The organism is Sphingobacterium sp. SG20118 (genome assembly GCF_044740685.1).
Classification (GTDB): domain Bacteria; phylum Bacteroidota; class Bacteroidia; order Sphingobacteriales; family Sphingobacteriaceae; genus Sphingobacterium.
In genome coordinates this window covers 2371964-2396581 of the sequence record NZ_CP172826.1, presented here as the reverse complement: position 1 = coordinate 2396581, position 24618 = coordinate 2371964, and the positions used below count along the sequence as shown (strand labels likewise).

The following is a 24618-nucleotide window of genomic DNA, read 5'->3' as shown; positions in this document are numbered from 1 at the left end:
GTTTTGAAAAATATAAAAATTGCAAAATGGATCCCATTGATTGCCCTACTATTTACGTTGCAGTCCTGTTTTGTAGCGAAACGATATGAACGACCACAGAATGCCCTGCCCACAGCAGATCTGTTCAGAAAGGAATATCAGCAGGTGGATTCCGCGAACATAGGGTTGATAAAAAGGGCTGAGTTTTTTACCGATCCACTTCTTCAGGTGTATATCGAGACCGCGCTGCAAAATAACTTAGATATCAACATTGCTTTGGAAAATATAAAGGCAAGCAGATCTTATTATTTGCAATCTGGTAAAGCATTCCTGCCGTCCCTGAATGTAGGTCCAGGTGTAAACTATACTTCCCAGTCATTGAACACGCAATTTGGTCAAATGATTGGCAAGCGGCAACATCTCTTTCAGTTCGATCTGACGGCTTCAGTATCTTGGGAAGCCGATATATGGGGGAAATTGACGAGCTCGAAGCGTGCGGCTCTTGCCGAAATGCAACGTACAATTACGGGGCAGCAGGCTTTGCAGACCACATTGGTAAGCCATGTCGCTTCGCTTTATTATCAATTGTTGATACTGGATGAGCAGCAGAAAGTTACGGAACATACCATTGAAACAAGGACAAAATCGTTGGAAACTTCAAAGGCTTTGAAATTGGAGGGCACGTTGAGCGAAGCAGCAGTGAAGCAAAGCGAAGCATTGATATACAATGCACAGTCACTTTTGGTCCAGGTTAATAATCAGATTGAAGTTACCGAGAATGCTTTTAACCTACTTTTGGCAGGCGAATCGAAAACAGTTGAAAGGGGAACATTGGACGACCAACAGATTGTAATGGATTTAGCAATTGGTGTACCATATCAGCTTTTGTCCAACCGTCCGGATGTCCGTGCAGCAGAATATGATCTTATGCGTAATTTCCAATTGGTCAATGTTGCAAAAGCCGAATTTTACCCCAGTTTTAGATTGACCGCAAGTTCAGGTTTTCAAAGCATTGATATCGATCAGCTATTTAGTCCGAGAGCTCTGTTTGGGAATGTTATAGCGTCACTGACCCAGCCCGTATGGAATAGACGTCAACTAAAAACCCGACATGAAATAAGTTTGGCAAACCAACAGATTGCCTATCTGAATTACCGTAAATCTATTTTGAATGCAGGTAAGGAAGTATCCGATGCGTTGAGCAATTTCAAATCACAGACACAAATCGAAAAATTTAAAGAAAAGGAATATTTAGCTTATCAGTCCGCCACAGTATATTCACAGAAATTGATGAACCACGGTTTGGCGAATTATCTCGAAGTATTAAGGGCACAAGAGCATGAGCTCAACACACAGATTAATATTCTTGACGCAAAATATCAAAAGCTAAATGCTATAGTACAATTGTACAAAGCTTTAGGAGGAGGAACGAAATAATTAATAGAAAAATATGTATCTTTTATATTCATTAGGCCTATTTATTCATATAGTAGGCATCACTATTACATCTGGAGGATCTATTGGAGGATACCTATTGGAGAGGCAGATTTGGAAACATATACCTGAATCACCTTTAAAGTCTAAATCACTGACTTGTTTATTATCTAAGTACTCTATGATAATTCATACTGGCACTTTATTGATGATTATAAGTGGGATTATGATGTTGGCTGCTTTAGGTTGGGTTGCAGTTGGGCAACAGTGGTTTGTCATAAAAATGGTATTTGTTATAGGCTTGTTTTTAAGTGGATTTTTTATTGCTGGACCAAATAGTATGCGTTTAAATAAGTTAATCATCCGGCAAATGAATGCTGAAGAAGTATCAATAGAGCTCAACAAAGTGAAAAGGAATATGATCTTGTTTCGTATATCAGAGGCCTTGATGGTATTAACCATCTATTTATTAGCCATATTTCGCAATAATATATAACTTTATATAGCATGTTCATTAAATCAATATTTCAAAATGTTAAGTCAAATATAAAACTTATGAAATCTCAGTATTCAATTTTACTATTTTTGCTTTTCTTTGTCATCAATGCCTCTGCATGTGATAGCAAAGATGCGCATCATGATATCCAAAACAATGTTGTGAATAAGGAAAATGACAATATGAAAACGATTAAGATAAAAATTAAAGTCAATTCAAAAGATTTTACTGCTACTTTATTAAGCAATAAAACCACAGAAGATTTCATAAAGCTGCTTCCACTGACAATAAAAATGGAGGACCATCTCCGTAATGAAAAACATGTTGATCTGGCTACAAAACTTCGCATTAATCCATCAAATCCAGGCACAATCCAGAACGGTGACATTATGCTTTTCGGTTCAAAAACGTTAGTTCTATTCTATGACAGTTTTCAGACATCATATAGCTACACAAAGCTAGGTAAAGTGGATGATCCAACTGGTTTGGCCAAAGTTCTAGGTTTAGGAAGTATAACAGTCCATTTTGAATTAAAGTAAATTTCCAATTAAAATAGGACTCTATTTGTATTCTCTCAATTTCAAGAATTAATGGACATGATGTGCTTGAACCAAGCTCACATCTACAATCAAATGGCTGGCTAAGACATCCTAGCATTACGGGATATCTTTTGGATAGACCCAAGGATGGGATGATTCAACGTGCTGTTAAGCAAACTATTTTAAATCCATTTTTAGCTAGATCAGTTTTTTATATTCGTTCGGAGTTTGCCCCACCCGCTGCTTAAATAGTCGCGTAAAATGTTGCTGGTAGTTGAAACCCAGTTGATGCGCAACTTCACTGATCGGTTTTTTCTTATCAAACAGCATGATTTTTGCCTCATTTATCAGCTTGCTATGAATATAGTCCAAAGCTGTTCTTCCGGTTTCTTGTTTTATAAGATCACCAAAATAATTACCTGAAATATTTAATTGCTCAGCACAATAACCAACACTTGGGATACCTAAAGTAAGCTGTTTTTTGGTGCTAAAATATTCATGTAATAAATGTTCAAATCTACTAAGTATATCTTTATTGACATTACCACGAGTTATGAATTGGCGATCATAAAATCGCATACAATAATTCAGAAATAATTCAATGTAAGAGACAATAAGCACCTTACTGTATTTGTCAATGTTTAGATCTATTTCATAAGCTATTTTATCTAAGCAATCGTTTATCAAAACACGTTCTTTTTTTGAAAGATGAAGTGCTTCGTTCACCTCATACGAAAAGAAAGTATAGTTTTTCATTTTCTTGCCTAGGTCAGTATTTGCGATAAGATCAGGATGGAATACAAGTGCTTTACCCGCTGGTTTTATTATCTTTCCTTTACTATCGATACCATAAACTTGACCCGGTGCTATGAATACCAAAGTTCCATCCTCATAATCATAAGGTTGACATCCATATCGCATATCTCCACATTTAATATACTTTAAGAAAATGGCATAAACTCCCATTTTACGTCTAAAATATTGATAAGTTGGCATCATATCAAAGTCTACAATACTAACAAGCGGATGGAGGGTATCAACGCCTACCGTATCGTTATACTGCTTTATCGTATCAATCCTTTCTATTTCTACCATACTTATAAAAATGCTTATATAAACAAATTTACAAAACCTAAATATAAGATCTATAAGAGAATATCATAATCCGTAAAACTGGTAAATATATCTGTATTTTGTATAAAATGACTACCTATTTAATCAGGAACTTTGTATTAGGCGATAATTTCAGGACAAACAAAAGTTTAAAATATAATGTTATAAGGATGTTAGCTGCAATTACCACGGTTCAAGGATACGCATACAATACAGATACGAACTTTAATAACTTGACAGAAGGTGGTAAATAAAAATAAAACTATGAACAAAAATATAATTATTAAAGTGGTGTTATTTATTGTGATTACAATACCTATGACAATGGTAAGCGCGCAGCAGCGCGCTACAAATCAAATTGATTTATCTAATCAACAACAAAGCTTGATAAGCATTTCGGCACTAACTGCAGTTGGGGATTTGGAACAACTTAAAATTGAATTGAATAAGGGGCTAGATGATGGTCTTACTATTAATGAAATAAAAGAAGCACTGGTACAACTTTATGCGTATTGCGGTTTCCCGAGAAGCCTAAATAGTATTCAGGTGTTTATGTCCGTATTGGATGATAGAATAGGTAAAGGTATTAAAGATAAGTCTGGTAAACCTATTATTGTGCATAACAATGTAGAAGACAAATATGAACAAGGAAGGAAGGTCCTCGAGAAATTAACTAATGCTCCGCAATTAAAACCGGCACCAGGTTTTGGAGCGTTTGCTCTTCGTGCTGATGCTTTTCTGAAAGAACATCTTTTTGCCGATATCTTTTCAAGCGACGTTTTGAGCTATCTGCAAAGAGAATTGGTGACCATTGCGGCACTGGCATCCATGGGGGGAGTAGAAGGACAATTGATGTCCCATATCAACATCGGAAAGAATATCGGTATCACTGAGAGTCAGTTTGAGAAAATTGCCGATCTTATTGATGAAAAAGTCAGTACGACACAGGCCAATACTGTCAGAAAACTGATTGAAAAACCTTTGGTTTCGATAATAAAACCTGACATGATTGTTCGTGTTTCAGAAATAGAAATACATCCCACATATTTAGAGGAGTACAAAATTATTTTAAAAGAGGAGGCTGCTGCATCTGTAACGCTTGAACCAGGAGTCGTTGCAATTTTTCCGATGTATCAACAAGACGATCAAACACAAGTACGAATTATAGAAATCTATGCAAATAATGAAGCATATCAATCGCATTTAAAGACACCTCATTTCCTACATTACAAAACAAGTACATTACCAATGGTAAAAGCATTGAAACTGGTTGATATGACTAGCATTGACCATGATGCCATGCTTGACATATTTAAAAAATTGAGATAGAAAAGGGTCATACCCAATAACAGTCCGTGAATGTTGCCCATTCTGGTTAGCTCATCATTTTTTTCATCATGATATCCATTTGCTCATCTTCACCTAATTTGAAAATATGCATATCAAACTCAACAAAACCATTCTTTTTATAAAAATGAATAGCTCTAGGATTCTCCTCCCATACACCTAACCATATAAAATCAACATTTTTAAGAATAGCAATCTGGAAAGCCTTATCATAAAGTATCTGTCCCACCTTTTTTCCATGATACTCTTTTAAGACGTATATACGTTCAATTTCCAATGCTTTTTCATATAGAAGTTCTGTTTGAGATTGTCCTATATTAAGCTTTAGATAACCTATAATATCATTGCCAATCATGGCGAAAAAGAAATCAGAGTTTTTATTATTTAATTCATTTGTTAGCTTTTCTAAAGAGAAACCTTCTTCTAGATATTTGGCCATATTTTCGTCAGAATTGCTTGCGCCAAAAGTATCAAGAAAAGTTTGTCTACCGATTTTTCGCAATTCCTCAATATCATTAATCGATACTTTTTTTACTTGTATAGTCTCCATAAGATATATTTAGTTCCTTAAATCTTTTAAAAGTAATTGTTTTATTTTACTTTTTTATGTTAAGGTATTGTACGCATTAAAAAATCCTCTTTATATTTTACCGCCAATATCTAAAAATTTTATGTTACATCAAATAGTAAACTGCTAGTATATAGATTCGCAAATGGTTTACTTATTCTAGAGATATTTTAGAGTTATAATAGAGGTTTTCTAGAGGGTTCATAGAGGTAAAGCACTAGAAACCCTCTATTTAATCTGTCTATAATTTGTTGATATCCTATTTAATACATAAATTAGAATAAAATGATATATGAATGCAATCAGAGCAGGTGATATATCTATCCAATTTCCAATATAAAATAAACCATTATGGCAATACTAAAAAGTGGAATAAATGGACCATTTTCGGGTAAAGTGGGAAATGTAGTAGGCTATGAACTAAATGGCCAAACCGTTATTCGTTCTCTTCCAGCAATTGTAAAAAGAGCTCCAAGTAAATTGACGCTCATAAATCGCATGCGCATGAAGGTTGTATCCCAGTTTTTGAGACATATCAAAACACCAATCGCATTCGGCTACAAAAATATTGCACCTAAAGGTAGCCGAATAGGGACTTTTCAATCCGCTCAATCTTATTTACTCAACAATGCAATAGATTTTGACGCTGAGCATGTACCGTATGTCAATCCGGAAAAAGTACTAGTCTTTCGAGGAAATCTGGTGCCACCATTGCTCATTAATGTGGAACGTCAGGATAATAAACTTCATGTGGAATGGAACAAGGAGGTCTGCAATGGCCAACCTACTGTTTTAGTTGTGCTCGCATATGTAATTGATACTTTTTGTGCTTTGAATGAAGGCGGAGCTCATTCTACTGAGGGTAAGATGACCTGGGAGCATTCGTTGTTTAGTGGTGATGAACATGTGCACATTTACATCGGGTTCTACGATATGCTTCATGACGAATTATCTGATTCTGTATATGGAGGCTGTGTATGAGAATAATTGATAATTCAGTCAGGTAGTAAAGGAAGTAATAAATATTGGATTTATAAAAGTGAGAGAACGATATGTTTACATCGCCTCAATTCATGCTTAATTTGACTCCATATTTACTAACTTATTATTATAACATGACCTAAATTCAGCTACTGATGATTTGTGATTTTTGCTGGCTGAAATTATGTTATTTGAAGTATGTAATGTGGTTTATTTAGGATGGTAAAGAGCTGTATATTAATCATTAGTGATTAATTATACTAATATAATTAGCACCACTACACTTACCCATGAAGTAATATACATAATCAATAATAGTATTAGAATACTAATTATATTAGCTTTTTATTTGATCATAAAGTTTACTTAAGTTGAAATAGTGAGAACAAACTTTTTACTAATTATATTAGCTAATGAATGAAAGAAGTATTTTCACGCTGCAATATCACTAACAAGCAATTTTCTGCAGACATCAGTAATCGCTTAGGTTTGGATAAAATCTACTTTAAATAGGGTAGCCCGTTTAATCTCAAAATTTCACATTCAGAAGTATTCTTGATTTTAACTTTTAATCATTATTTAAGCTCGAAGTGATTGTGAATTAAGTTAAAGGAGTAATAACTTCAAATTTTCAAAGGGTGTTGATCGCCCCAATTAAATATCCTAAAATATACTGCACTGGGACTGGGTGACGTAGGGGCTATGAAGAATGACAAAGAGAAAAAAGAATCAGGGGGGACCAATTCTCATCCGAATATGTTTATACTTAACAAAAGCTAACCTTAAGATTAGCTTTTGTTAAGTAACTCTTTATCTAATTATTAGCACATTAGTATATTAGATTTACAAGTACTTATCTGCCTCGTTTATTTCGAGATCATTGATGCAAGCATATCTTTTTTGCATCAAACCGTTTTCGTCAAATTCCCAATTTTCGTTACCGTAGGCTCTAAACCATTTTCCTTCTTTATTTCTATACTCGTATTCAAACCTGACTGCAATTCTGTTGTCTGTATGTGACCAATATTCTTTTTTGAGTTTATAATCCAGTTCATTTTTCCATTTATTGGCCAAAAATAGAACGATCTCTTGCCGACCATTAATAAACAGATTTCGATTTCTCCATTCGCTATCTAAAGTGTAAGCCATTGAAACTCTTTCGGGGTTTTGACTGTTCCAAGCATCTTCAGCCATTTGAATTTTTTGTTTAGCTGTCTCCAATGTAAATGGAGGAAGCGGATGTCTCTGTTCCATAATTAAAATTAAGTTATCTACGATTAATTTCGATTTTTCCACTAATTCATTCGATTTATAAAGCTGGCTCCCTATAATTGAACTTTCAAACAATAGATAGATATGAGCGGATAACAATTCTTGTCCGAGTTCTTTTTCAAAGAATAATCTGAGATCTTTTTTATGCGACTGTATGACGGAAAGTATGGCAACCTGTTCTATTGATATTTCTGATAAGGTGTTTAAAAAGCTACATCCTCTAAAGTTTTCCTTTTCGTTCATATAAATTATGAAATCAAAAGCTGCTAATATTCTTTTCTTAGTTCCGTTCGATTCTGAAATGTACGTCATCAATTCAGAAAACCAATATTCATGTCTAGTACTTAAAAATGCTAGACATAAATCATCTTTCGATTTGAAGTGTTGGTAAAAACTAGCCTTAGCAACATTGGCCTCTTTAATAATTTGATTAATTCCTGTACTATTGTAACCTTGTTGATGAAATAGTAGTGACGCAGTTTCTATAATTCTTTCTCTGGGAGTAAGCATATCTATATCCTTTATAAAAGCAAATGTAAGTAATAAATAACATACAGACAAGTCTGTCTGTATTGACATTGCAAAATATATCTTCATTCAGAAGTAATACTGCGATTAAGATACAAGCAAAATACAAGTTTAAAACTGATAAATACAGCTTTTATTCCACCAATGTGATTAGCTATTTAGAGACCCCACATACCTGTAAGTGTTTAGCAGCACGCCAGTTGGTGTGGCCACCGTATTGGCAAATTGAAGTTTTTGGGCATCATAGCTGTCTGAAAGAATGCGTTTTCCTCTTCCCAACAATACGGGATATACTATCAGAACAATCTCATCAATTAATCCGGCGTCGAGTAGCAAAGATGTCAGTGATATACTTCCCAAAAGAATAAGGTCAGGTCCATCTGTAGTTTTAAGGCTACGAATGCTTGCTATGATATCTCCAGCCAAGGCCTTTACTGGTTCCCATTCAAGACTCTCGGGCCTGTGGGTGATTACGTATTTCGTTGCACCGTTTATCGCGTTGGCCATCGGAAAGTACCCAGCATTTGGCCAGTATCCCAAAAACTCATCGTAAGTCTTGCGGCCAATCAGCATGTCAAAGTCAGTACCATACGCTTCAAGTAGCATCGCCATCCCAGCAGGTGTGCGATAAGGTGCTGTCCATCCGCCGTACAAATAGTTCTTATCGTGTTCAATGACACCATCAAGGGAGATGTGTTCGAAAATTCTAATCTTTCTCATTCTTGTTATTTACTTAACGACCTCATTGTCTAGGCGTTAATTAGCCCTCAGCGATGTCAGTTTCAATCAACTTAAAATGTTTTTTCATCGGATCCTGCCAATTGACCTATCAATTCAACCATTATTTATAAGGCTACCCTCCATCATGCTTTAGCAAAGTTGGAGGTAAAAACTGATACTAAAAGGGGTGAGATACGACAATTTAACTGTCAATTTACGACAAATTTATCTACGGAAAGAGACGCTTCATTTTATTTCTTGGATTTTTGAGTGGCTTACATAAGAAACAATTAAAACAGCGAGAAAAATAAATTCTGTAAAAACTTTACCTACAGGATCGCCTACCATATAGTGAGCTAAAGAAGCGGAAGCAAACATAATTGCAAAACCAATATATGCTGACTCCTTTAATAAGCGAACTGGCAACCAAAGAAAAACTGCACCGATAAGTTTTGTAATTCCGATCTCAATTCTGAAATAATCTGGAAAACCTAAATGTTCCATTGAAACTTTCACTTCGGGTTTCAAAAGAGTTTCAAACGCAATAAATATCATCATTGCTGTAATAATTCCTGTTGTAGTGTAGTACGTAATTTTTGTTGATTTCATATCTTTATTTCTTTAAATTTGATACTTCAAAAGTATGTATATTAGCTTACTAAATTATAGTAGTTACTATTATGTTAGTAGTAACTTTTGGGTTAGTTACCTACTAAAAAAAGAAATATGGCGACAAATAAATTAGATTACTCACCCTTACAATGCACAAATCGTCTATCAGCAACAGAAGATGCTCTATACGTTCTAGGTGGCAGATGGACAATTAGAGTAATGATAGCAATTTTAGGGGGACATACGAGGTTCAACGATTTACAACGAAGTTTAAATAGTATTTCTGCGAGAGTACTTTCGAGTGAATTAAAAAAATTGGAAGTAAACCATTTAGTAGAAAGGACAGTCTTTGCGGATCAAACTCCTGTTCTTGTGGAGTATGTTCCTACGGAATACAGTCAATCACTTAAAGATATTATCACTGCTCTGGCTGAATGGGGTGTCACTCACAAAAAGAAAATTACAGCTAATTATAAAGGCTGAAGCGGATGGATTACATCCATACCTCGTGCTATAGCACCCTTCCTTCGCATCCGATAGATGCACATGAAGAAAAAAGATCATTACTGAAAAGATTGTTAAAAAGGTGAATGGTAGGGTGCCAGTACTGAACCACGCTATATCAATTTAAGAAATAGATTAAATAGAAATAAACTTGAGTTTCTAGCCTAATGAAAATAGTCTTTTAGAAGAATTAGACGCTGATATTTTCCAAAAATTCAGGAACGAAGTCCGCTAATCATTTAAATGCTTTGCGATTCCGTCAATAATTACATCCCAATCCTCACGATGCAACTCGTGTCCTGTTCTTTCAAGCGGAATTAGTTTTGACCCTTTTATCTTTGCTAGTAAAGCCTCTGTATTTTTAAAATGCCATATAAGATCGTCTGTACCGTGTATGATTAAAGTCGGCTGTTCGATTTCGTTTAATCTATTGTAATATTCTTCACCACCTTGAAGTGTTGCATGATTAAACATACTAATATAGTTTCTGGCTCTTTCAAATTCAGCCTTTATTAATTTTTCTGCTCGCTTTATATCAGTTCCTTTTCTTCCACTCATTAATGCTGCTCCTTCAATTAAGTGGTTTAGTACTGCATTTTCATTCGTCCAGTCGACGGTTCCAGATTTATTATGAAATTCTAAAATTCGATTATCCATTTCAGGAATAGAAGGGTCTGAATCGCCCCATGGTCCAGTTGAAAGAAGTGTTAGCGTTTTAACTCTATCGGGATACTTTATTGAAGCAATTTGGGAGATTAGTCCACCTAATGATAAACCTACAAAATGTGCTTTTTTTATCTTGTAACCATCTAATATTGAGATAGCATCATTCGTCAAATCAACGATATCATAAGGCGTTGTGCCAGGGTCGTAAAAGGTTGATTTTCCAACATCTCGATTATCGTACCTAATGACAAAAAATCCTTTATCCGATAATTTTTGACAGAACTCAGCGTCCCAATAGAGCATTGAAACTGTTGCTCCCGCAATAAGTAAAATTGAAGGATGGGTTTCGCACCCAAAACTTTCTGTGCAAAGTTCAATGTCACCTGTTTTAATTATTTTTTCTTTTATCGTTGTATCATAATTTTCTTCTCTCATTTCAATCGTTTAAAAAGTAAATATTATTTTCGGAATCAATCTATATTTTCAATTGATAGATGAAACGATTAATTTCTATCTTTAAGATTTCAAAACAGCAAAAATAGAACCATAATATCCTGATTCACAATGCCAATTTACTATCTACTCAAAGAGAGATGCTGGCCCCGCGGGTGTAGCTGGTGAAAGAGGCAACAAAAGAGAAACAGGTGCACAAAGAGCTATAATCAAACTAAATCTGCATGAATATATTTTGAAAATATTTTTCATTCGGTCTACCTTATAAATGCAATTCAATGGTAATTGTATTTTAAAACTATTCTATTCCCTCACAGCTATAACCGATACTGACCATATACTGCATAATCTGGTCAGTATCAATTTCGTATTGATTGGCTTCAATCCTAAGGATATTATCGCCATCAGCAAGATCAAAATTTATCTTATAAGATGGGTATATTATTAAAAGAGAAGTTACTATGTTAGCTACATCTTTATAATTTCGAACGTTTGTCTTGAATATTTTAACCGTTTTTATCTTTGTTATTTGAGATTCACTTTCCATTATTTTATTGTTTGCTATTAAACTATCTAAGTTCTATCACACTGATTTTATCCTTCAAACTCTACTTCTTTTAATTATTCAAGAGCATTTAATGCTTCACTAATATTTTCAACAAAATTAACATGCTTCCCCTTATTACTTTCATAGATAAAATCCTTTAAACTTTTACTCGTAAATTTTGTGAAATCGCCAATTATTACTAGATGAACACGATAGTTCGAAAACTTTTGAAGAATATCTCCTGCCATTTTGTTTTTTAAATCAAAAAAATCAGCAGTTATATTTTTTTGATAAATAAGTATATGATCAAAACCTTGATAATATATATTACCTAGCAAATCCAAGGCATCTTCAGTGTTATTAATTATTATTTTATCAGAAATTATTTCAGCAATTGCTGTATCGTCTATTTTGTGAGTTTTAATATCCATGTTAACAATTTATTTTATAAGACAGCTAAACTTATCGCTTTGTCTCCTATATATTAGAAATCAATATACGAATGATTTTTCCGACTCTTCGGATATTCCTTTTGTACCCTGCTGTAAATCACCTTGCAAGTTCTGATTTGCACCTTAATTTTAATTGTATAAAATCAGGAATTCTATTATTATAGTTTCATTTATCAGCATAAATAAAAATTGCCAACCGCCAAATACTGGCTACGAAAATTTTAAATAAAAGGCTTGTTCATTTTTCCTGATTTTTTACAATCTTAACATTTTGGTATGACGTAGCTTGCAAACCAGCAATTTCATAAAACTATGCAGGAAATACCGAGAAAACTAAAGTCTTTTTTAAGCATACTAGTCGCATTGAATCTTTTGTTTGTGGGTTTTATAATCTATCTATTATGTTTTAAGCAATCTAACTCGTTGCAATTAGAAAGAATAGACATCAAGAACCAAGATGGTGCAAACAGAGTTGTGATTTCGAATGAAAATCACATACCGAAACCGATTATTAAAGGAAAAGAGTATCAACGAAAAATGACACCGGCTGGGATTATTTTCTATGATAAAAATGGTGACGAACGCGGTGGAATTGCCATATCAGAATACGATAATATGAATTTGAATGCTATAGCCTTCGATTATCAAAATGCTGATGCAATTGGTATGTATGCCCAAGATAACATACTGACGAATTATTTTAAAGCGGGGATATCCATCAATGACAAGGATCTTTCTGGTAAACCTGGTTACAATATTAATCGAATAAATATAGTTACAGAAAATGGAAATGCCTCTTTGGTCATAAAAGATGCAAACGAAATACCCAGACTTGTTTTAAAAGTAGATAGTTTAGGTGTTCCCGCAATTGAAATGTATGATAAAGAAGGTGTAGTTTCCTGGAAAAAAGGTGATTAAATTGTTTGTGTTTTTTTGAATAAAATTTGCTGCCGAAAATAATGCCATCCAATTTGTCCGCATTTAAAGAATAGGAATAAATAATTTTTCAGTAACTTCATATAAACATCCACTTAAAGTGAGTCTAAAAGCAAGGTGTAACACACCTGCTAATGAAGTTAAACAAACGTAAATTGCATAAATAAAATGAGTTCAGCGTCCTGATGTAGTTTTATATATTTTGCATTTATTCAGCTAAATGAGAACATGATGGACGGGGGAGAAAATAATATTATTTTTTTTAAAGATAATACGAATAATAAGCGAGTAGAATATAGATATGAACCTTGTGATGCTCTAAAGTTAGCCATTAAAGAGTACATGATTTTAGAATGTACGGAGAGTATGGTTCTCGAAACGCTGCCGAGCACTTCATTTTCGCTCAACTATATTTTGAGAGGAAGTATTTATCTATTACAAAACGATGGTTCACAGATTGATTTGCCTAAGGCGGTTTCTTTCGGTATAACGCAAAGATTCTTTCATTTTACATTTTCTGATTTCGTTACCTTATTTGTTGTTATATTCAATCCAGGTTTTGCTTCGACCATAACCGACAAACCTTTGAATGAGTTTTTTGAAAAGTTTATCCCAATGGATGAGTTTTTCAACAGTAAAACAAATCTAACTATGCTTCAGCAGCTTAAAGGTCAGAATTCTCATGATAAAATGGTTGAAGTGATAGAACGTTTTCTAGTTAATAAGATAGCTTCTAATAATTTAGATAGTATTATATACGATTCTATTTCAGAAATAAAAAAAAAGAGAGGAATCATTTCTATCAAAGAACTGGTCAATAAACTCCCCATCAGTAGAGATACCTTTGAAAAGCGATTTAGGCATTTAGTCGGGACCACTCCAAAGAAATATGCAAGCATTGTAAGATTTAGAAACTTATTTGAAAATCCAGTTGAAAATAGTCGTTTAACGGACATTGCATTAGATGCAGGGTACTATGACCAATCACATTTTATAAAAGATTTCAAGTCTTGTACCGGAAAACTTCCTTCAGATTGTTTTTAAGAGCATATTGGAATTCACGTAGAACGAATATTGCTCACGCTTGAAAAGAATTGCCGGAGATAAAAATAAATTTAGATTTAAGTGAAATCGAACTACCTCATTCTGTATGACATACAATTATAAAAGAGTAGGGGAATACAATAAATTCAGAAAAAATAATAACATTCATAATTCGATCGAGATTTATTGGTTACCTTATAGAAGATAAAATTTGCATTAAAAAACAAATACTATGGCAGAATTTTGGGAAGAAGCATTTAAGGATAAACAAGAAATGTGGGGCTTTGAACCCGCTATATCTGCTGTATTGACCAAAGATTTCTTTGTAAAGAATGGAGTGACAAATATACTCATTGCGGGTATCGGTTACGGACGTAATGCACAAATTTTCAGAGAGAATGGAATTGAAGTGACGGGAATCGAAATTTCGAAAACGGCAATTGAGTTAGCATGGAAACATTACGGAACAGAAATGATAATTCATCACGGTTCTGTATCTGATATGCCTTTTGACAACAACCAATATGACGGTATTTTTTGTTACGCTTTAATTCACTTATTAGACTACAATGAAAGAGCGAAACTTATTTCTGATTGCTACAATCAATTAGCGGAAAACGGTTATATGGTTTTTACCACCATTACCAAAAAAGCGCAAACTTATGGACAAGGTAAACAAATTAGCAAAGATCGTTTTGAAATGTTTGGTGGTGTTAAAATGTTCTTTTATGATAAGGAAACAATACAAGAGGAATTTGGTAAGACAGGACTATTTGAAATTACAGAAGTAGCCGAAAATTATCCTTTCTACCTTATAAAATGCCAGAAAATAAATACCGCTAAGTAGGAGCAATAAAATAACAGTAAGCAGATTATTGAAGATGAATTAAATCGAAATACCGCTTCCGCCTACAACTTTTATTCCATCGGAGAAATTTTTCCAAAAGCGAATATATCTATATTGGGCTTCAAATGGCTGACTGTCATAATTCCCTTTTAATTTCATTTTCAACGTAATAACTGCTAAATCATCTATAATATTTAACTGTTCAACTGTTGGAATAAGTTCAACTATTTTTAGATTGCCATTACGATAGGTTTCTAAATCCATTTCTTTGGTAATGGTTTCACCACTTGGGACGATGAAAAGTAAATCATTGTGCAATAGTTTATCGAGTATTTGTAAGTTACTACTTTTCATAGCTTCGTAAAGCTGGTTTTCAAGAGTTAGGATATCGTTTTTTGTTATCATTTTTTTCAATTTATAGAGATGTTATGTTTTAATCAGGTTACAATCAAATCTCAAATTATCACAACGGCATTTTGTATGTATGAGTTATTTCCTCAACTACTAAAATACAAAAAAATATTAATCACATTGATTTTCATTTGATTACATTTTCGATTTCACAGTTTTGAAATTTAGAACTATGCCGCAACGAGCTTAGATCAGTTTAAAAGTAGGTTCTCATCACAGATTTTGGTACGATCAACTTTATGATCGGGGGACAAGGCTGAAATCAAGGGTTTCTTCCAAGCGGTTACCTCGCTTTCAAAGAATTTCTCTGCATCGTCTTCAAAAATTGAAATCACCTCCTTAAGTTTTTAATACTTTTCATAATGTGGTTTTTCAAATATAGTTAGGACTGTTTTGTTAAATCGTTATATGGAAATGCATGACGATGGAGAAATGAGTAACTTTAGCCATTGATAACATAGGTAAATAATGAGTTACTTTATCTCTATTCAGGTGAACAGGTAATTCTGGACAGGAACAAAAAGACAATTATAAAAGCGGGAGAATGCGCCTTTATAAGGAGGGATAACTGTTTGTAAATGTTCAAGAACAGTAAAAGGAAAGAATTTTTCAAAACTTGTCACATTCTTATCTTCGACATTGTCTAACTCTAAAATCAAAAAAATGGACGATTTGAAACAATTTAACAAAAAACTATTTCCTTATGCTTACAACATCTTGGGGAATATTGACGATAGCCAAGACATCATTCAGGATGTTTTTATACGTTATAATGAAAAAGATGTCAGTTCAATTTCCAATCAAAATGGGTATCTGATAAAATCCGTAATTAACCAGGCTATAAATCTAAAAAAGAAAAACGACAGAGAAAGGCAAAAAAAATTCATATTACCTGAACCAATCGTTACCAATCAAGGCGAAAACAACATTGAATTAGACGAGATACTCAACTATTCAATGTTGGTTTTACTTGACACTTTGAATATAAAAGAAAGAGCCGTGTTTCTGCTAAAAGAAGCGTTCGATTACGATCACGATGAAATAGCGGAAATATTAACCATTTCTATAGACAATTCCCGCCAACTACTAACAAGGGCTAAAAAGAAATTGAAGTTGCGGAAGCCCGACATCCTTCCATCGTCCACAAAAGATAGATTACATTTAGAGAAATATGTGGAAACAATCCGTAAGGGTGACGTCAAAACTTTGGAACAAATGCTATCTTATGAGGTCAGGGTTTTGGCTGACGCTGGAAGCAAATTAAAAGTCATTGCTCAATTAACTTCGGGAATTGAAGACACAGTTAAGCTGATGACGTATGTGTTTGAATACTATCAAAAAGACCTTGAAATAAAAATCGAAGAAATCAACCATCAACCTGCATTACTGTTTTACCGAGGTACAACCTTGATAAACTGTCAGATATTTGAGTTAAACCCGGACGGAAAAGTCACCAGTATTTTTTCTGTAGTTGACCCAGATAAACTGTTGAAAATTTAAAATCCTTTTTTTCTTTTGTCACGTTACAACATTTGGAATTGTCTTGTTAGAAACAATTAAATTTTTTAGACAATGAAAGAATTTGCATTAATTTTCAGATTAAAAGACATTTCCGATTTCAGACCCTCGCCCGAGCAAATGCAGGAACGTAAGAATTGGTTAGCAGGAATTGCTTCACAAAACAAATTAACTGACAAAGGCAACACGTTTCTACCAAATGTAGGAAGTGCCAAAACCGTAAAACCCAACAACGTAGTAACAGATGGTGCTTACACCGAAATCAAAGAATTTATCAGCGGATACGTTCTGGTAAAAGCCGATACCATTGATGAAGCGGTAGAAATCGCAAAAGGCAATCCGATTTTTGACCAGGTAGGAGGAAACATTGAAGTGAGAGAAGTTTTGAAACGGGATTAACATTTGATCAAAAGCAAAATGAGCTTTACAGAAAAATAACTAGAGCCTTACAGCAAAACCGCTGTAGGGCTTTAAAACAAGAAAAGCTAATCTTGCGATTAGCTTTTTATTTTGTAATCCAGCTGGGATTTATTACGTCGCTCATATCCCGAACACATATCCGCAATGAGAATGGTCGAACCCATCCCAACGCTTCTTTCGAATCCAGCAGATACAAAAAAAGCCTCACATTTCTGTGAAGCTTTTTTGTGATCCAGCTGGGATTCGAACCCAGGACCCATACATTAAAAGTGTATTGCTCTACCAGCTGAGCTACTGAATCGTACTCTGTTTTTGAAGTTTCCTTCGTTGTTTGGAGTGATACAAAGGTAGAAAAATCTACCATACACTGCAACTAAATTCCCTATTTATTTAACATGAATACTGCTTCGCTTTCATTTAGAGGGGATTAATTTTTATTATTAAGATATATAATCACGATCTTCGGTTGTTAATGATGATTTTGGGCTGGAAATAGACTCAATCTCAGGTAAAGTTGCTTCATTTACCTGAATAACCTCTGTCTTTCTTTTCTTTGGTCTCAATAAGATACCTCCAATAATCATCCCGATGAACAATGTAGCCGCAATAATAGAAGATAATGGAAAATTGTGTGTTCCAAAAAACCAAAACTCAACAGGGGCTGTGTTTTGCATGAAAAAGATGGTAATGATGACGACCAATATCAGTAGTATGATTGTTTTGAAATTCATTTTCTGCTTATTTTTCACCAAAATTAAGCATTGTATTTGAAACTTTGATAACTGCTAGTGAAAGTTTATGGGCTGGAGATAATATAAGCAGGGTTTCCGATTATGGGAAACCCTGCATTTGATATTTTACTTGACGTCAATATTAACGACATTCAGTCTTAAAGAATTTAGAATAACGGATAATGAGCTTAGACTCATAGCTGCTGCTGCAAGCATAGGTGATAATAAGATACCAAAGGTAGGGTAGAGGATACCTGCCGCAATTGGGATACCTAATACATTGTATAAAAATGCAAAAAGTAGATTTTGTTTAATGTTACGGACCAATTTATGGCTGAGGACTTTTGCTTTCACAACGCCTAATAAATCACCTTTTAATAAGGTTACTTCTGAACTTTCTATCGCTACATCTGTTCCGGTACCCATGGCAATACCAATATCTGCTTGTGCAAGCGCCGGCGCATCATTGATACCGTCGCCCGCCATAGCGACAACTTTACCTTCCTGTTGTAGTTTTTTTATTTCCAACAACTTATCTTCTGGAAGTGCTTGTGCTTTGAAATGCTTGATACCAAGCTCGTCGGCTACTGCCTTTGCCGTTTTTGCATTATCACCTGTTAGCATAATGACATCGACCCCATGATCCATCAAATAGTGGATGGCTTGCTTAGCGGTATCTTTTATCTTATCTGCAATAACAAGATAACCTAATAATTCATTTCCTTTGGCAAGGTACGATACCGTACGACCTTTTTCTTGCTCACTAGCAACACGCGCTTTGATCTGGTCTGTAATGGCTATGCCATCATCCAATAATAACGCTTCATTTCCGAGCAATATCTTTTCATTGTGGATATGGCCAACAACTCCTTTACCATTGACTGTGTTGAATTTATCTGCTTCTAATAAAGACAAATTTAATTCTTTTGCTTTTTTCACAACAGCCTCGGCTAATGGATGCGAGCTATTTGCATTGACGGAAGCTGCTAATATCAATAGCTCATCATGTGTGTTCGTGGATGTGCTTTGCACATCTTCTAAACTTGGTCTTCCTTCGGTTATCGTTCCGGTTTTATCAGTAACCAATACATTCACCTTATCTAATTTTTCTAAGGCTTCAGCATTCTTGATCAAGATGCCATTTTTTGCACCTTTGCCAATACCGACCATCACGGACATCGGAGTGGCTAAACCAAGGGCGCACGGACAGGCAACAATCAATACTGCTAGTGCATTTGCTAAAGCGAAGGCTAACTTGGATTCTTGGCCATAGATCATCCAAACAATAAAGGTTAAAATAGCCATTGCTATGACGATAGGCACAAATATACGGGATACACGGTCCGTCATTTTTTGGATAGGTGCTTTACTGCGACTAGCGCTGTTGACCATTTCAATAATCTGTGCCAATAGCGTATCGTCACCTACACGGGAGGCTGACATTAAGAATGTCTGATTGCCATTAATGGTTCCAGCACTTACTTTATCGCCTACCGATTTATCTACGGGTACAGGTTTCTCCGGTCAACATGGATTCGTCAATGGTACTGTTACCAGAGGTAATCTCACCATCTACCGGAATTTTTTCTCCTGGTTTAACGCGTAGGATCTGCTCCAACAAAATATCTTCTACAGCGATTTTCTTCTCGATTCCGTTTTCAACTAAATTTGCTTCTGCAGGTGATAATTTGATGAGCTCTTTAATAGCTGAGTTAGTTCTAGAATGTGCTTTTGCTTCCATCAGTTGCCCTAATAACACCAAGGTTAAGATAACAGCAACGGACTCGAAGTAAAGCGCAACCTGACCATGATGACCAAGCAGGGCATCGGGAAACAGCGAGGGAAAGAATAATGCTACCACACTATAAATAAATCCGGCTCCAGCTCCTAGACCAATTAAACTGAACATGTTTAAGTTCCAGGTTTTAAAGGATGTCCATGCACGCTCAAAAAACATCCAAGTAGCATAAAATACGACTGGAACCGTTAAAAACAATTGGATCCATCCTGACATCTGCGGAGTAATGACTTGACCAATTGGGTTACCAGGAATCATTTCACCCATGGAAAGTATAAACAACGGCACGGTAAATAGGAGTGCGGTCCAAAACTTCTTCTTCAAATTTGAATAGGTATGATCTTCTTCTTCACCAGCAGCATTGGGGACAAGGTCCATACCGCAGATAGGGCATGAGCCAGGTTTGTCACTTTCTACCTCTGGGTGCATGGGGCAGCTATATTTTAAAGAAGGTTTTTTTTCGGGTATCTTCTCCAGGTTCATACCGCAGACTGGACAGGAACCTGCTTGATCATATAGCTTATCGCCCTCACACATCATCGGACAATAGTATTTGCCTGCTGACTTAGCGGTAGCTTTTGGTTTTTCTAAATTCTTATTCTTGCTAGATGAACAACAAGAAGATTTTGTTGCGCCTTCTTTATGTTCATGTAATGACTCGACGGGAACCAGGTGCATACCACAAACTGGACATAAACCAGCCTGATCATAGATCTTGTCATGACCTTCGCAATACATAGGGCAGATGTATTTGCCAGAAGCTTCTACCGTATTAGTATGGATTGTAGTTTTGTTGCCTTTGTTGGATGAACAAGAAGATTTTGTTGCGTCTTCTTTATGATTAGGTAATGACTCGACGGGAACAAGGTGCATACCACAAACTGGACATGAGCCTGCCTGATCATAGGTCTTGTCATGACCTTCGCAATACATAGGGCATATGTATTTGCCAGATATGTTTTCATTTAGCTGATAATCACCAACTTTTAATAGTTCCTCATTTATTTCTTGTATGTCAATTAAACTTTCTCCTTCAATAATTGCTTCTGGAGGATCTAAAGTCACCTTTGCCTTTATTCCTGGTATATGGTTGAGTGTCTCTTCTATTTTGGAACGGCACCCGTTGCAGGTCATGCCCGTTATATGATATGTATGATCCATAGTTTGATTTAAATTAACGTATACAAATATCTCTTTTAAATAAAAATTAATACTGTAACATTTGAGGTTTAAATTATAAGATTTTATACTGAAGCACAATAATAGGAGTGATGCTGATAGATTTCAAAAATAACAAATGATGCATTACTTTGTTTTAATTGAAAAACAAACACTTCTGCCAATTTTCTTGGCGTTTATTTTTTGGGTATTGACGACAATAAAAAAAAGAAATTGGCGGAAGGTAGTTTAATTGATGAGTGTGCAACTACAGCGATTTTTATATTTATGGCGAGTTGCATCATCTCTTTTCATTGCCATGAAAAGAGGGAGCTAAAAGAGGTCAAGCGATTGGAGAACATCGCTGACATCATTTTCTTAACTGGACTATTTGTTTTGTTTGCAGCTTCTATCTTGTTAATATTTAATATAATATAACATATATGGAATTATATAAGATGTGGCAATGGAATCTTAGTCCCAAGATATAAGGTAACGCAATATTTTGCTACATAAAAAGCATCACCTCTGGGTGTTTGATAATCGTTTTGATCAAGGGTTTGGTTTCACCATCAATGACAGCATGAAAATGCGGTTCAGGAATAAAAAGTTTAAACGTCTTCTTATCAATTTTTACGACAAAAATTGCACCGTGCACAACTTGCTTATCATCAATAACCAAAGAAAAATCATCAACTGGTTGATTAGCAAGTTTGTTTGTTTCAATTAACTTTAACAGTTTTTCCATAGCCAAAACTACAATTTCTAGTCAATACTTTGGTTGATATTGACTAGAAATTTGAATTAATTATTATTGATCAGATCTCGTAAAGCAACGGATGCTATGGCGCCACCAAATGCAGCTGGTAGGTAAGACATAGTACCATAGGCCGATTTTTTAAAATTGCTACCATCAGTATACAAAAGTGATGACTTATCCGGAAGCTCGGTAGAAAAGACAACTTTAAAACCGTTATTAATACCATGTTTCCGCAATTTTTTACGAATATGATAGGCAAGTTTGCAGTTGTGGGATTCTGATATATCACCAATGACAATCTTTGTAGGATCCATTTTACCACCAGCACCCATTGAGCTTACAAAGCTCACTTTTCGTTCTAATGCTTGACGGATAAAAAACAATTTTGGTGTGATACTATCAATGGCTTCAACCGTATAATCTGGATTGAGATCCAATAGATCTGAAATCTTTTCTGGAAGAATGAAATCTTCGATTACGGTTAAATCCAATTCGGGATTTATAGACAACAACCGTTCGCGCATGATTTGTGCCTTGGATTGACCATGATTGGTCGCTAATGCCGGTAATTGTCTATTTCGGTTTGAGGGGTCAATGGTATCACCATCAATGATTGTCATTTTTCCAACGCCACCACGGCAGATAAATTCGGCGGCAAATGATCCTACTCCACCTAGTCCTAAAACCATGACGTGCGATTTTGCCAATTTTTCTAAAGCTGCACGCCCCACTAATGCCTCTGTGCGTGATAGCCACGATAAGTCTTTCATATTTTATTCAAATACAAGTTGATAGTTCTTTAATATATTATTCTTTAAATTGTCCAGTGACATGCCTTTCAATTGTGCTGTATAAAAGTACAATTGCCTGATGTCTAACTCTTTATCATCAGTTTCAAAAAATAGTTGATCGATGGGTACTGCTATAAGTGCGGCATCTAGTTTTCCTGTCAAGATCGCTGCGCCAAAAGAAAGGTAATAACCTCTCTTTATCAATTGTTCTGCGACGATTTTATTTTTGTTAAAACCATGGAACACGACAGGACCTTTAAACTCTGCTGTTTTGATGCTGTATAACACTTCTTCAAATGCGCGAACGCAATGAATAATCAATGGTTTATGGTACTGTTGTGCTAAGCTAATCTGTTCTCGAAATACTTCCTGCTGTATGGGCAAGGAAATTTCAATTGCTTTATCTAATCCACATTCACCAACAGCAATAATCTGATCATGTTGTAAGAGCACTCTTAATGCTGAAATACCATTAAAAGGTTCTTTTTCAGAAATATACCAAGGGTGTAGTCCCGCGGATCTGCTACCGGAATATGAAATCTCCTGATCTTTATTGAGAATATTGTTCCATACGGTTTTCACATCAGGAAATGATGAAGGATTTCGATGGGTGTGTATGTCAATATAAACCTGTACCATAATAAGGCGCAAATTTCTGAAAAATAAATGATGTTTTGGAATATTATCTACTAAATATGTCGATATTTAGTCTATTTGTACATTTAATGCTTTTAGCATGCCATTTGCCTTTAATAAACACTCTTGATACTCATCTTTAGCATTTGCTTGTATCGTAATAGCGCCTCCGGTTTGAAAAGATAGGTATCTTTTTTTGGTGTTATATAAAATGGTTCGAATAACAACATTGAAGTCGAAATCGCCATTAGGTGAAAAATATCCGATAGATCCAGCATAAACTGAACGTTGTGCTGCTTCTACTTGATCACAGATACGCATAGCTGCAATTTTTGGTGCCCCAGTCATGGAGCCTGCAGGAAATGTGTTCTTAATGACTTCGACATCGGAGACCTCATCACTTTTTTCACAGGTGATCGTAGAGATCATCTGATGGACGAGTTTGAACGATTGAATTTCAAATAGGCGGTCTGCTTTCACGGATTTAGGCACTGCACTTCGTGTTAGATCATTGCGTACCAAATCTACAATCATCACATTTTCAGCAATCTCTTTTTTTGAATTCAACATGGTCTGTACGATCTGTTGATCTTCTTCAACAGTACTGCCTCGTTTTGCTGTTCCCTTTATGGGTTGCGAAATGAGTTCATTGTTGCGTTTCGCTAAAAACCGTTCTGGTGATGCAGAAAGGATGAACTTATCTTGAAATTTGAAAAATGAAGCAAAGGGTGTAGGGGATATGCTGTTTAATTTTTCGAATGCTGCTAGCGGATTTAAGCTTACGTCTTCGGCATAAAATTCTTGACATAGATTGACTTCATAGATATCTCCTCTACTGATATGTTCTTGCATTTTATGAAATGCATGGAAGTATTCTTCCTTGGACCACCGTGCTTGGACATTCCCATCAAAACCAACCAAGTCAGACTTTAGTAGATACTGGTCTATTTCTTGGTAAATTTCAGCTGGATTTACAGCAGTTATGTATACTTTACTTCCGATGATCTTAACAACTGTAGTAGGAATGAAAAAATAAGCAAGTGGAAAATCCAATTGATCAACATGATTGGTTTTCAGGTCTTCAATTTCGTTTTTCAGATCATAGGAAAAAAAACCTGGAATATAGGTGTTGGGGTGATTAGAAATAAATTTTTGAACTTCTTGAAAGGTGTCTCCGTTGGTAGCGCAATAGTGTGCTTTAGCTTTTACGGCAACCAAACAATCAAATGCACTCCATTGATCGGAATGTGCATTGGAATGGAGATAGGCAACTTCATCAAATTGCGCTGCCCATTGCAGCGCTTTTTGATGAAAATTATTCGTTGAATCTATAACAAAATTGTCTTCGACCCGCATT

General features: G+C 35.1%; 28 protein-coding genes and 1 tRNA gene. 11 read left to right on the top strand and 18 right to left on the bottom strand.

The features are described 5' to 3' along the window. Window positions 1–3: 3 nt before the first annotated feature. The 3 genes from ACFX5U_RS11230 to ACFX5U_RS11220 are packed head-to-tail and all read left to right on the top strand — an operon-like array spanning window position 4 to window position 2448. Window positions 4–1416 carry an efflux transporter outer membrane subunit gene (locus ACFX5U_RS11230; protein WP_400263504.1) on the top strand — a complete coding sequence of 471 codons (1413 nt, stop codon included), beginning with the start codon at window positions 4–6 and terminating at the stop codon, window positions 1414–1416. Between the two features lie 13 nt (window positions 1417–1429). Further along, window positions 1430–1909, top strand: a complete 480-nt coding sequence (locus ACFX5U_RS11225) for a hypothetical protein (RefSeq protein ID WP_400263503.1) — start codon at window positions 1430–1432, stop codon at window positions 1907–1909. An 11-nt stretch (window positions 1910–1920) separates the two neighbouring features. Then, on the top strand, window positions 1921–2448 hold the full coding sequence (locus ACFX5U_RS11220) for a cyclophilin-like fold protein (RefSeq protein ID WP_400263502.1): 528 nt from the start codon (window positions 1921–1923) through the stop codon (window positions 2446–2448). A 198-nt stretch (window positions 2449–2646) separates the two neighbouring features. Here ACFX5U_RS11220 and ACFX5U_RS11215 read toward each other — a convergent pair whose 3' ends face one another. Further along, complete coding sequence (locus ACFX5U_RS11215) at window positions 2647–3543, bottom strand: helix-turn-helix domain-containing protein (protein WP_400263501.1); 897 nt, start codon at window positions 3541–3543, stop codon at window positions 2647–2649. 282 nt (window positions 3544–3825) lie between these two features. Here ACFX5U_RS11215 and ACFX5U_RS11210 point away from each other — a divergent pair, with 282 nt between their 5' ends. Continuing rightward, on the top strand, window positions 3826–4890 hold the full coding sequence (locus ACFX5U_RS11210) for a carboxymuconolactone decarboxylase family protein (protein ID WP_400263500.1): 1065 nt from the start codon (window positions 3826–3828) through the stop codon (window positions 4888–4890). A 46-nt stretch (window positions 4891–4936) separates the two neighbouring features. Here the strand turns inward: ACFX5U_RS11210 and ACFX5U_RS11205 are convergent, their stop codons facing one another. Continuing rightward, window positions 4937–5458: a GNAT family N-acetyltransferase gene (locus ACFX5U_RS11205; RefSeq protein WP_400263499.1), complete on the bottom strand. Its 522-nt coding sequence runs from the start codon at window positions 5456–5458 to the stop codon at window positions 4937–4939. A 369-nt stretch (window positions 5459–5827) separates the two neighbouring features. Between ACFX5U_RS11205 and ACFX5U_RS11200 the strand changes: the two genes are divergently transcribed. Next, window positions 5828–6457 (top strand): DUF6266 family protein, encoded by a 630-nt coding sequence (locus ACFX5U_RS11200; RefSeq protein WP_038698654.1) that lies wholly within the window; start codon window positions 5828–5830, stop codon window positions 6455–6457. Between the two features lie 843 nt (window positions 6458–7300). On the opposite strand, the gene ACFX5U_RS11195 is transcribed toward ACFX5U_RS11200, so the two are convergent. The 3 genes from ACFX5U_RS11195 to ACFX5U_RS11185 form a co-directional block, all read right to left on the bottom strand. After that, window positions 7301–8239, bottom strand: a complete 939-nt coding sequence (locus ACFX5U_RS11195; RefSeq protein ID WP_400263498.1) for a DUF1348 family protein — start codon at window positions 8237–8239, stop codon at window positions 7301–7303. Between the two features lie 168 nt (window positions 8240–8407). After that, on the bottom strand, window positions 8408–8830 hold the full coding sequence (locus ACFX5U_RS11190) for a dihydrofolate reductase family protein (RefSeq protein ID WP_400263497.1): 423 nt from the start codon (window positions 8828–8830) through the stop codon (window positions 8408–8410). A 393-nt stretch (window positions 8831–9223) separates the two neighbouring features. Continuing rightward, window positions 9224–9586 carry a DoxX family protein gene (locus ACFX5U_RS11185; RefSeq protein ID WP_400263496.1) on the bottom strand — a complete coding sequence of 121 codons (363 nt, stop codon included), beginning with the start codon at window positions 9584–9586 and terminating at the stop codon, window positions 9224–9226. 117 nt (window positions 9587–9703) lie between these two features. Between ACFX5U_RS11185 and ACFX5U_RS11180 the strand changes: the two genes are divergently transcribed. Continuing rightward, on the top strand, window positions 9704–10072 hold the full coding sequence (locus tag ACFX5U_RS11180) for a winged helix-turn-helix transcriptional regulator (protein ID WP_400263495.1): 369 nt from the start codon (window positions 9704–9706) through the stop codon (window positions 10070–10072). A 252-nt stretch (window positions 10073–10324) separates the two neighbouring features. Here ACFX5U_RS11180 and estT read toward each other — a convergent pair whose 3' ends face one another. From estT to ACFX5U_RS11165, 3 genes are all read right to left on the bottom strand, one after another. Continuing rightward, window positions 10325–11194 carry a macrolide hydrolase EstT gene (estT, locus tag ACFX5U_RS11175; protein WP_400263494.1) on the bottom strand — a complete coding sequence of 290 codons (870 nt, stop codon included), beginning with the start codon at window positions 11192–11194 and terminating at the stop codon, window positions 10325–10327. Window positions 11195–11510: 316 nt separating this feature from the next. Continuing rightward, window positions 11511–11759 carry a methyltransferase type 11 gene (locus tag ACFX5U_RS11170; protein WP_400263493.1) on the bottom strand — a complete coding sequence of 83 codons (249 nt, stop codon included), beginning with the start codon at window positions 11757–11759 and terminating at the stop codon, window positions 11511–11513. 74 nt (window positions 11760–11833) lie between these two features. Further along, complete coding sequence (locus ACFX5U_RS11165; RefSeq protein ID WP_280567601.1) at window positions 11834–12190, bottom strand: DUF4180 domain-containing protein; 357 nt, start codon at window positions 12188–12190, stop codon at window positions 11834–11836. Between the two features lie 444 nt (window positions 12191–12634). On the opposite strand from ACFX5U_RS11165, the gene ACFX5U_RS11160 reads away from it, so the two are divergent. The 3 genes from ACFX5U_RS11160 (at window position 12635) to ACFX5U_RS11150 (ending at window position 15038) form a co-directional block, all read left to right on the top strand. Beyond that, window positions 12635–13129 carry a hypothetical protein gene (locus tag ACFX5U_RS11160; protein WP_284180473.1) on the top strand — a complete coding sequence of 165 codons (495 nt, stop codon included), beginning with the start codon at window positions 12635–12637 and terminating at the stop codon, window positions 13127–13129. 246 nt (window positions 13130–13375) lie between these two features. Further along, window positions 13376–14191: a helix-turn-helix transcriptional regulator gene (locus ACFX5U_RS11155; RefSeq protein WP_038698642.1), complete on the top strand. Its 816-nt coding sequence runs from the start codon at window positions 13376–13378 to the stop codon at window positions 14189–14191. Window positions 14192–14423: 232 nt separating this feature from the next. Continuing rightward, window positions 14424–15038, top strand: a complete 615-nt coding sequence (locus ACFX5U_RS11150) for a bifunctional 2-polyprenyl-6-hydroxyphenol methylase/3-demethylubiquinol 3-O-methyltransferase UbiG (protein ID WP_038698640.1) — start codon at window positions 14424–14426, stop codon at window positions 15036–15038. A gap of 39 nt (window positions 15039–15077) precedes the next feature. On the opposite strand, the gene ACFX5U_RS11145 is transcribed toward ACFX5U_RS11150, so the two are convergent. Then, the gene (locus tag ACFX5U_RS11145) at window positions 15078–15443 is read right to left on the bottom strand and encodes a nuclear transport factor 2 family protein (protein WP_400263492.1); all 366 of its coding nucleotides are present in this window, start codon (window positions 15441–15443) and stop codon (window positions 15078–15080) included. Between the two features lie 197 nt (window positions 15444–15640). Beyond that, a complete protein-coding gene (locus tag ACFX5U_RS11140; protein ID WP_400263491.1) occupies window positions 15641–15784 on the bottom strand; it encodes a hypothetical protein in 144 nt (47 codons plus the stop codon). Window positions 15785–16112: 328 nt separating this feature from the next. Between ACFX5U_RS11140 and ACFX5U_RS11135 the strand changes: the two genes are divergently transcribed. Both ACFX5U_RS11135 and ACFX5U_RS11130 read left to right on the top strand, forming a co-directional pair. Next, a complete protein-coding gene (locus tag ACFX5U_RS11135; RefSeq protein ID WP_400263490.1) occupies window positions 16113–16949 on the top strand; it encodes a sigma-70 family RNA polymerase sigma factor in 837 nt (278 codons plus the stop codon). A 72-nt stretch (window positions 16950–17021) separates the two neighbouring features. After that, window positions 17022–17366 carry a YciI family protein gene (locus ACFX5U_RS11130; protein WP_400263489.1) on the top strand — a complete coding sequence of 115 codons (345 nt, stop codon included), beginning with the start codon at window positions 17022–17024 and terminating at the stop codon, window positions 17364–17366. 249 nt (window positions 17367–17615) lie between these two features. Here the strand turns inward: ACFX5U_RS11130 and ACFX5U_RS11125 are convergent. From ACFX5U_RS11125 to ACFX5U_RS11090, 8 genes are all read right to left on the bottom strand, one after another. Beyond that, window positions 17616–17688 (bottom strand) — tRNA-Lys (locus tag ACFX5U_RS11125). Window positions 17689–17827: 139 nt separating this feature from the next. Beyond that, a complete protein-coding gene (locus ACFX5U_RS11120; RefSeq protein ID WP_280567718.1) occupies window positions 17828–18118 on the bottom strand; it encodes a LapA family protein in 291 nt (96 codons plus the stop codon). Window positions 18119–18244: 126 nt separating this feature from the next. Beyond that, window positions 18245–19585: a heavy metal translocating P-type ATPase gene (locus ACFX5U_RS11115; protein ID WP_400263584.1), complete on the bottom strand. Its 1341-nt coding sequence runs from the start codon at window positions 19583–19585 to the stop codon at window positions 18245–18247. Between the two features lie 31 nt (window positions 19586–19616). Next, entirely contained in the window at window positions 19617–21077 is a 1461-nt protein-coding gene (locus ACFX5U_RS11110) for a heavy metal-binding domain-containing protein (RefSeq protein WP_400263488.1), read from the bottom strand. Between the two features lie 505 nt (window positions 21078–21582). After that, on the bottom strand, window positions 21583–21822 hold the full coding sequence (locus ACFX5U_RS11105) for a hypothetical protein (protein ID WP_038698481.1): 240 nt from the start codon (window positions 21820–21822) through the stop codon (window positions 21583–21585). A gap of 56 nt (window positions 21823–21878) precedes the next feature. After that, the gene (locus ACFX5U_RS11100; protein ID WP_038698479.1) at window positions 21879–22604 is read right to left on the bottom strand and encodes a ThiF family adenylyltransferase; all 726 of its coding nucleotides are present in this window, start codon (window positions 22602–22604) and stop codon (window positions 21879–21881) included. Window positions 22605–22607: 3 nt separating this feature from the next. Then, window positions 22608–23264 (bottom strand): TatD family hydrolase, encoded by a 657-nt coding sequence (locus ACFX5U_RS11095; protein WP_400263487.1) that lies wholly within the window; start codon window positions 23262–23264, stop codon window positions 22608–22610. Between the two features lie 66 nt (window positions 23265–23330). Further along, the gene (locus ACFX5U_RS11090) at window positions 23331–24617 is read right to left on the bottom strand and encodes an anthranilate synthase component I family protein (RefSeq protein WP_280567732.1); all 1287 of its coding nucleotides are present in this window, start codon (window positions 24615–24617) and stop codon (window positions 23331–23333) included. Between the last annotated feature and the right edge of the window lies 1 nt (window position 24618).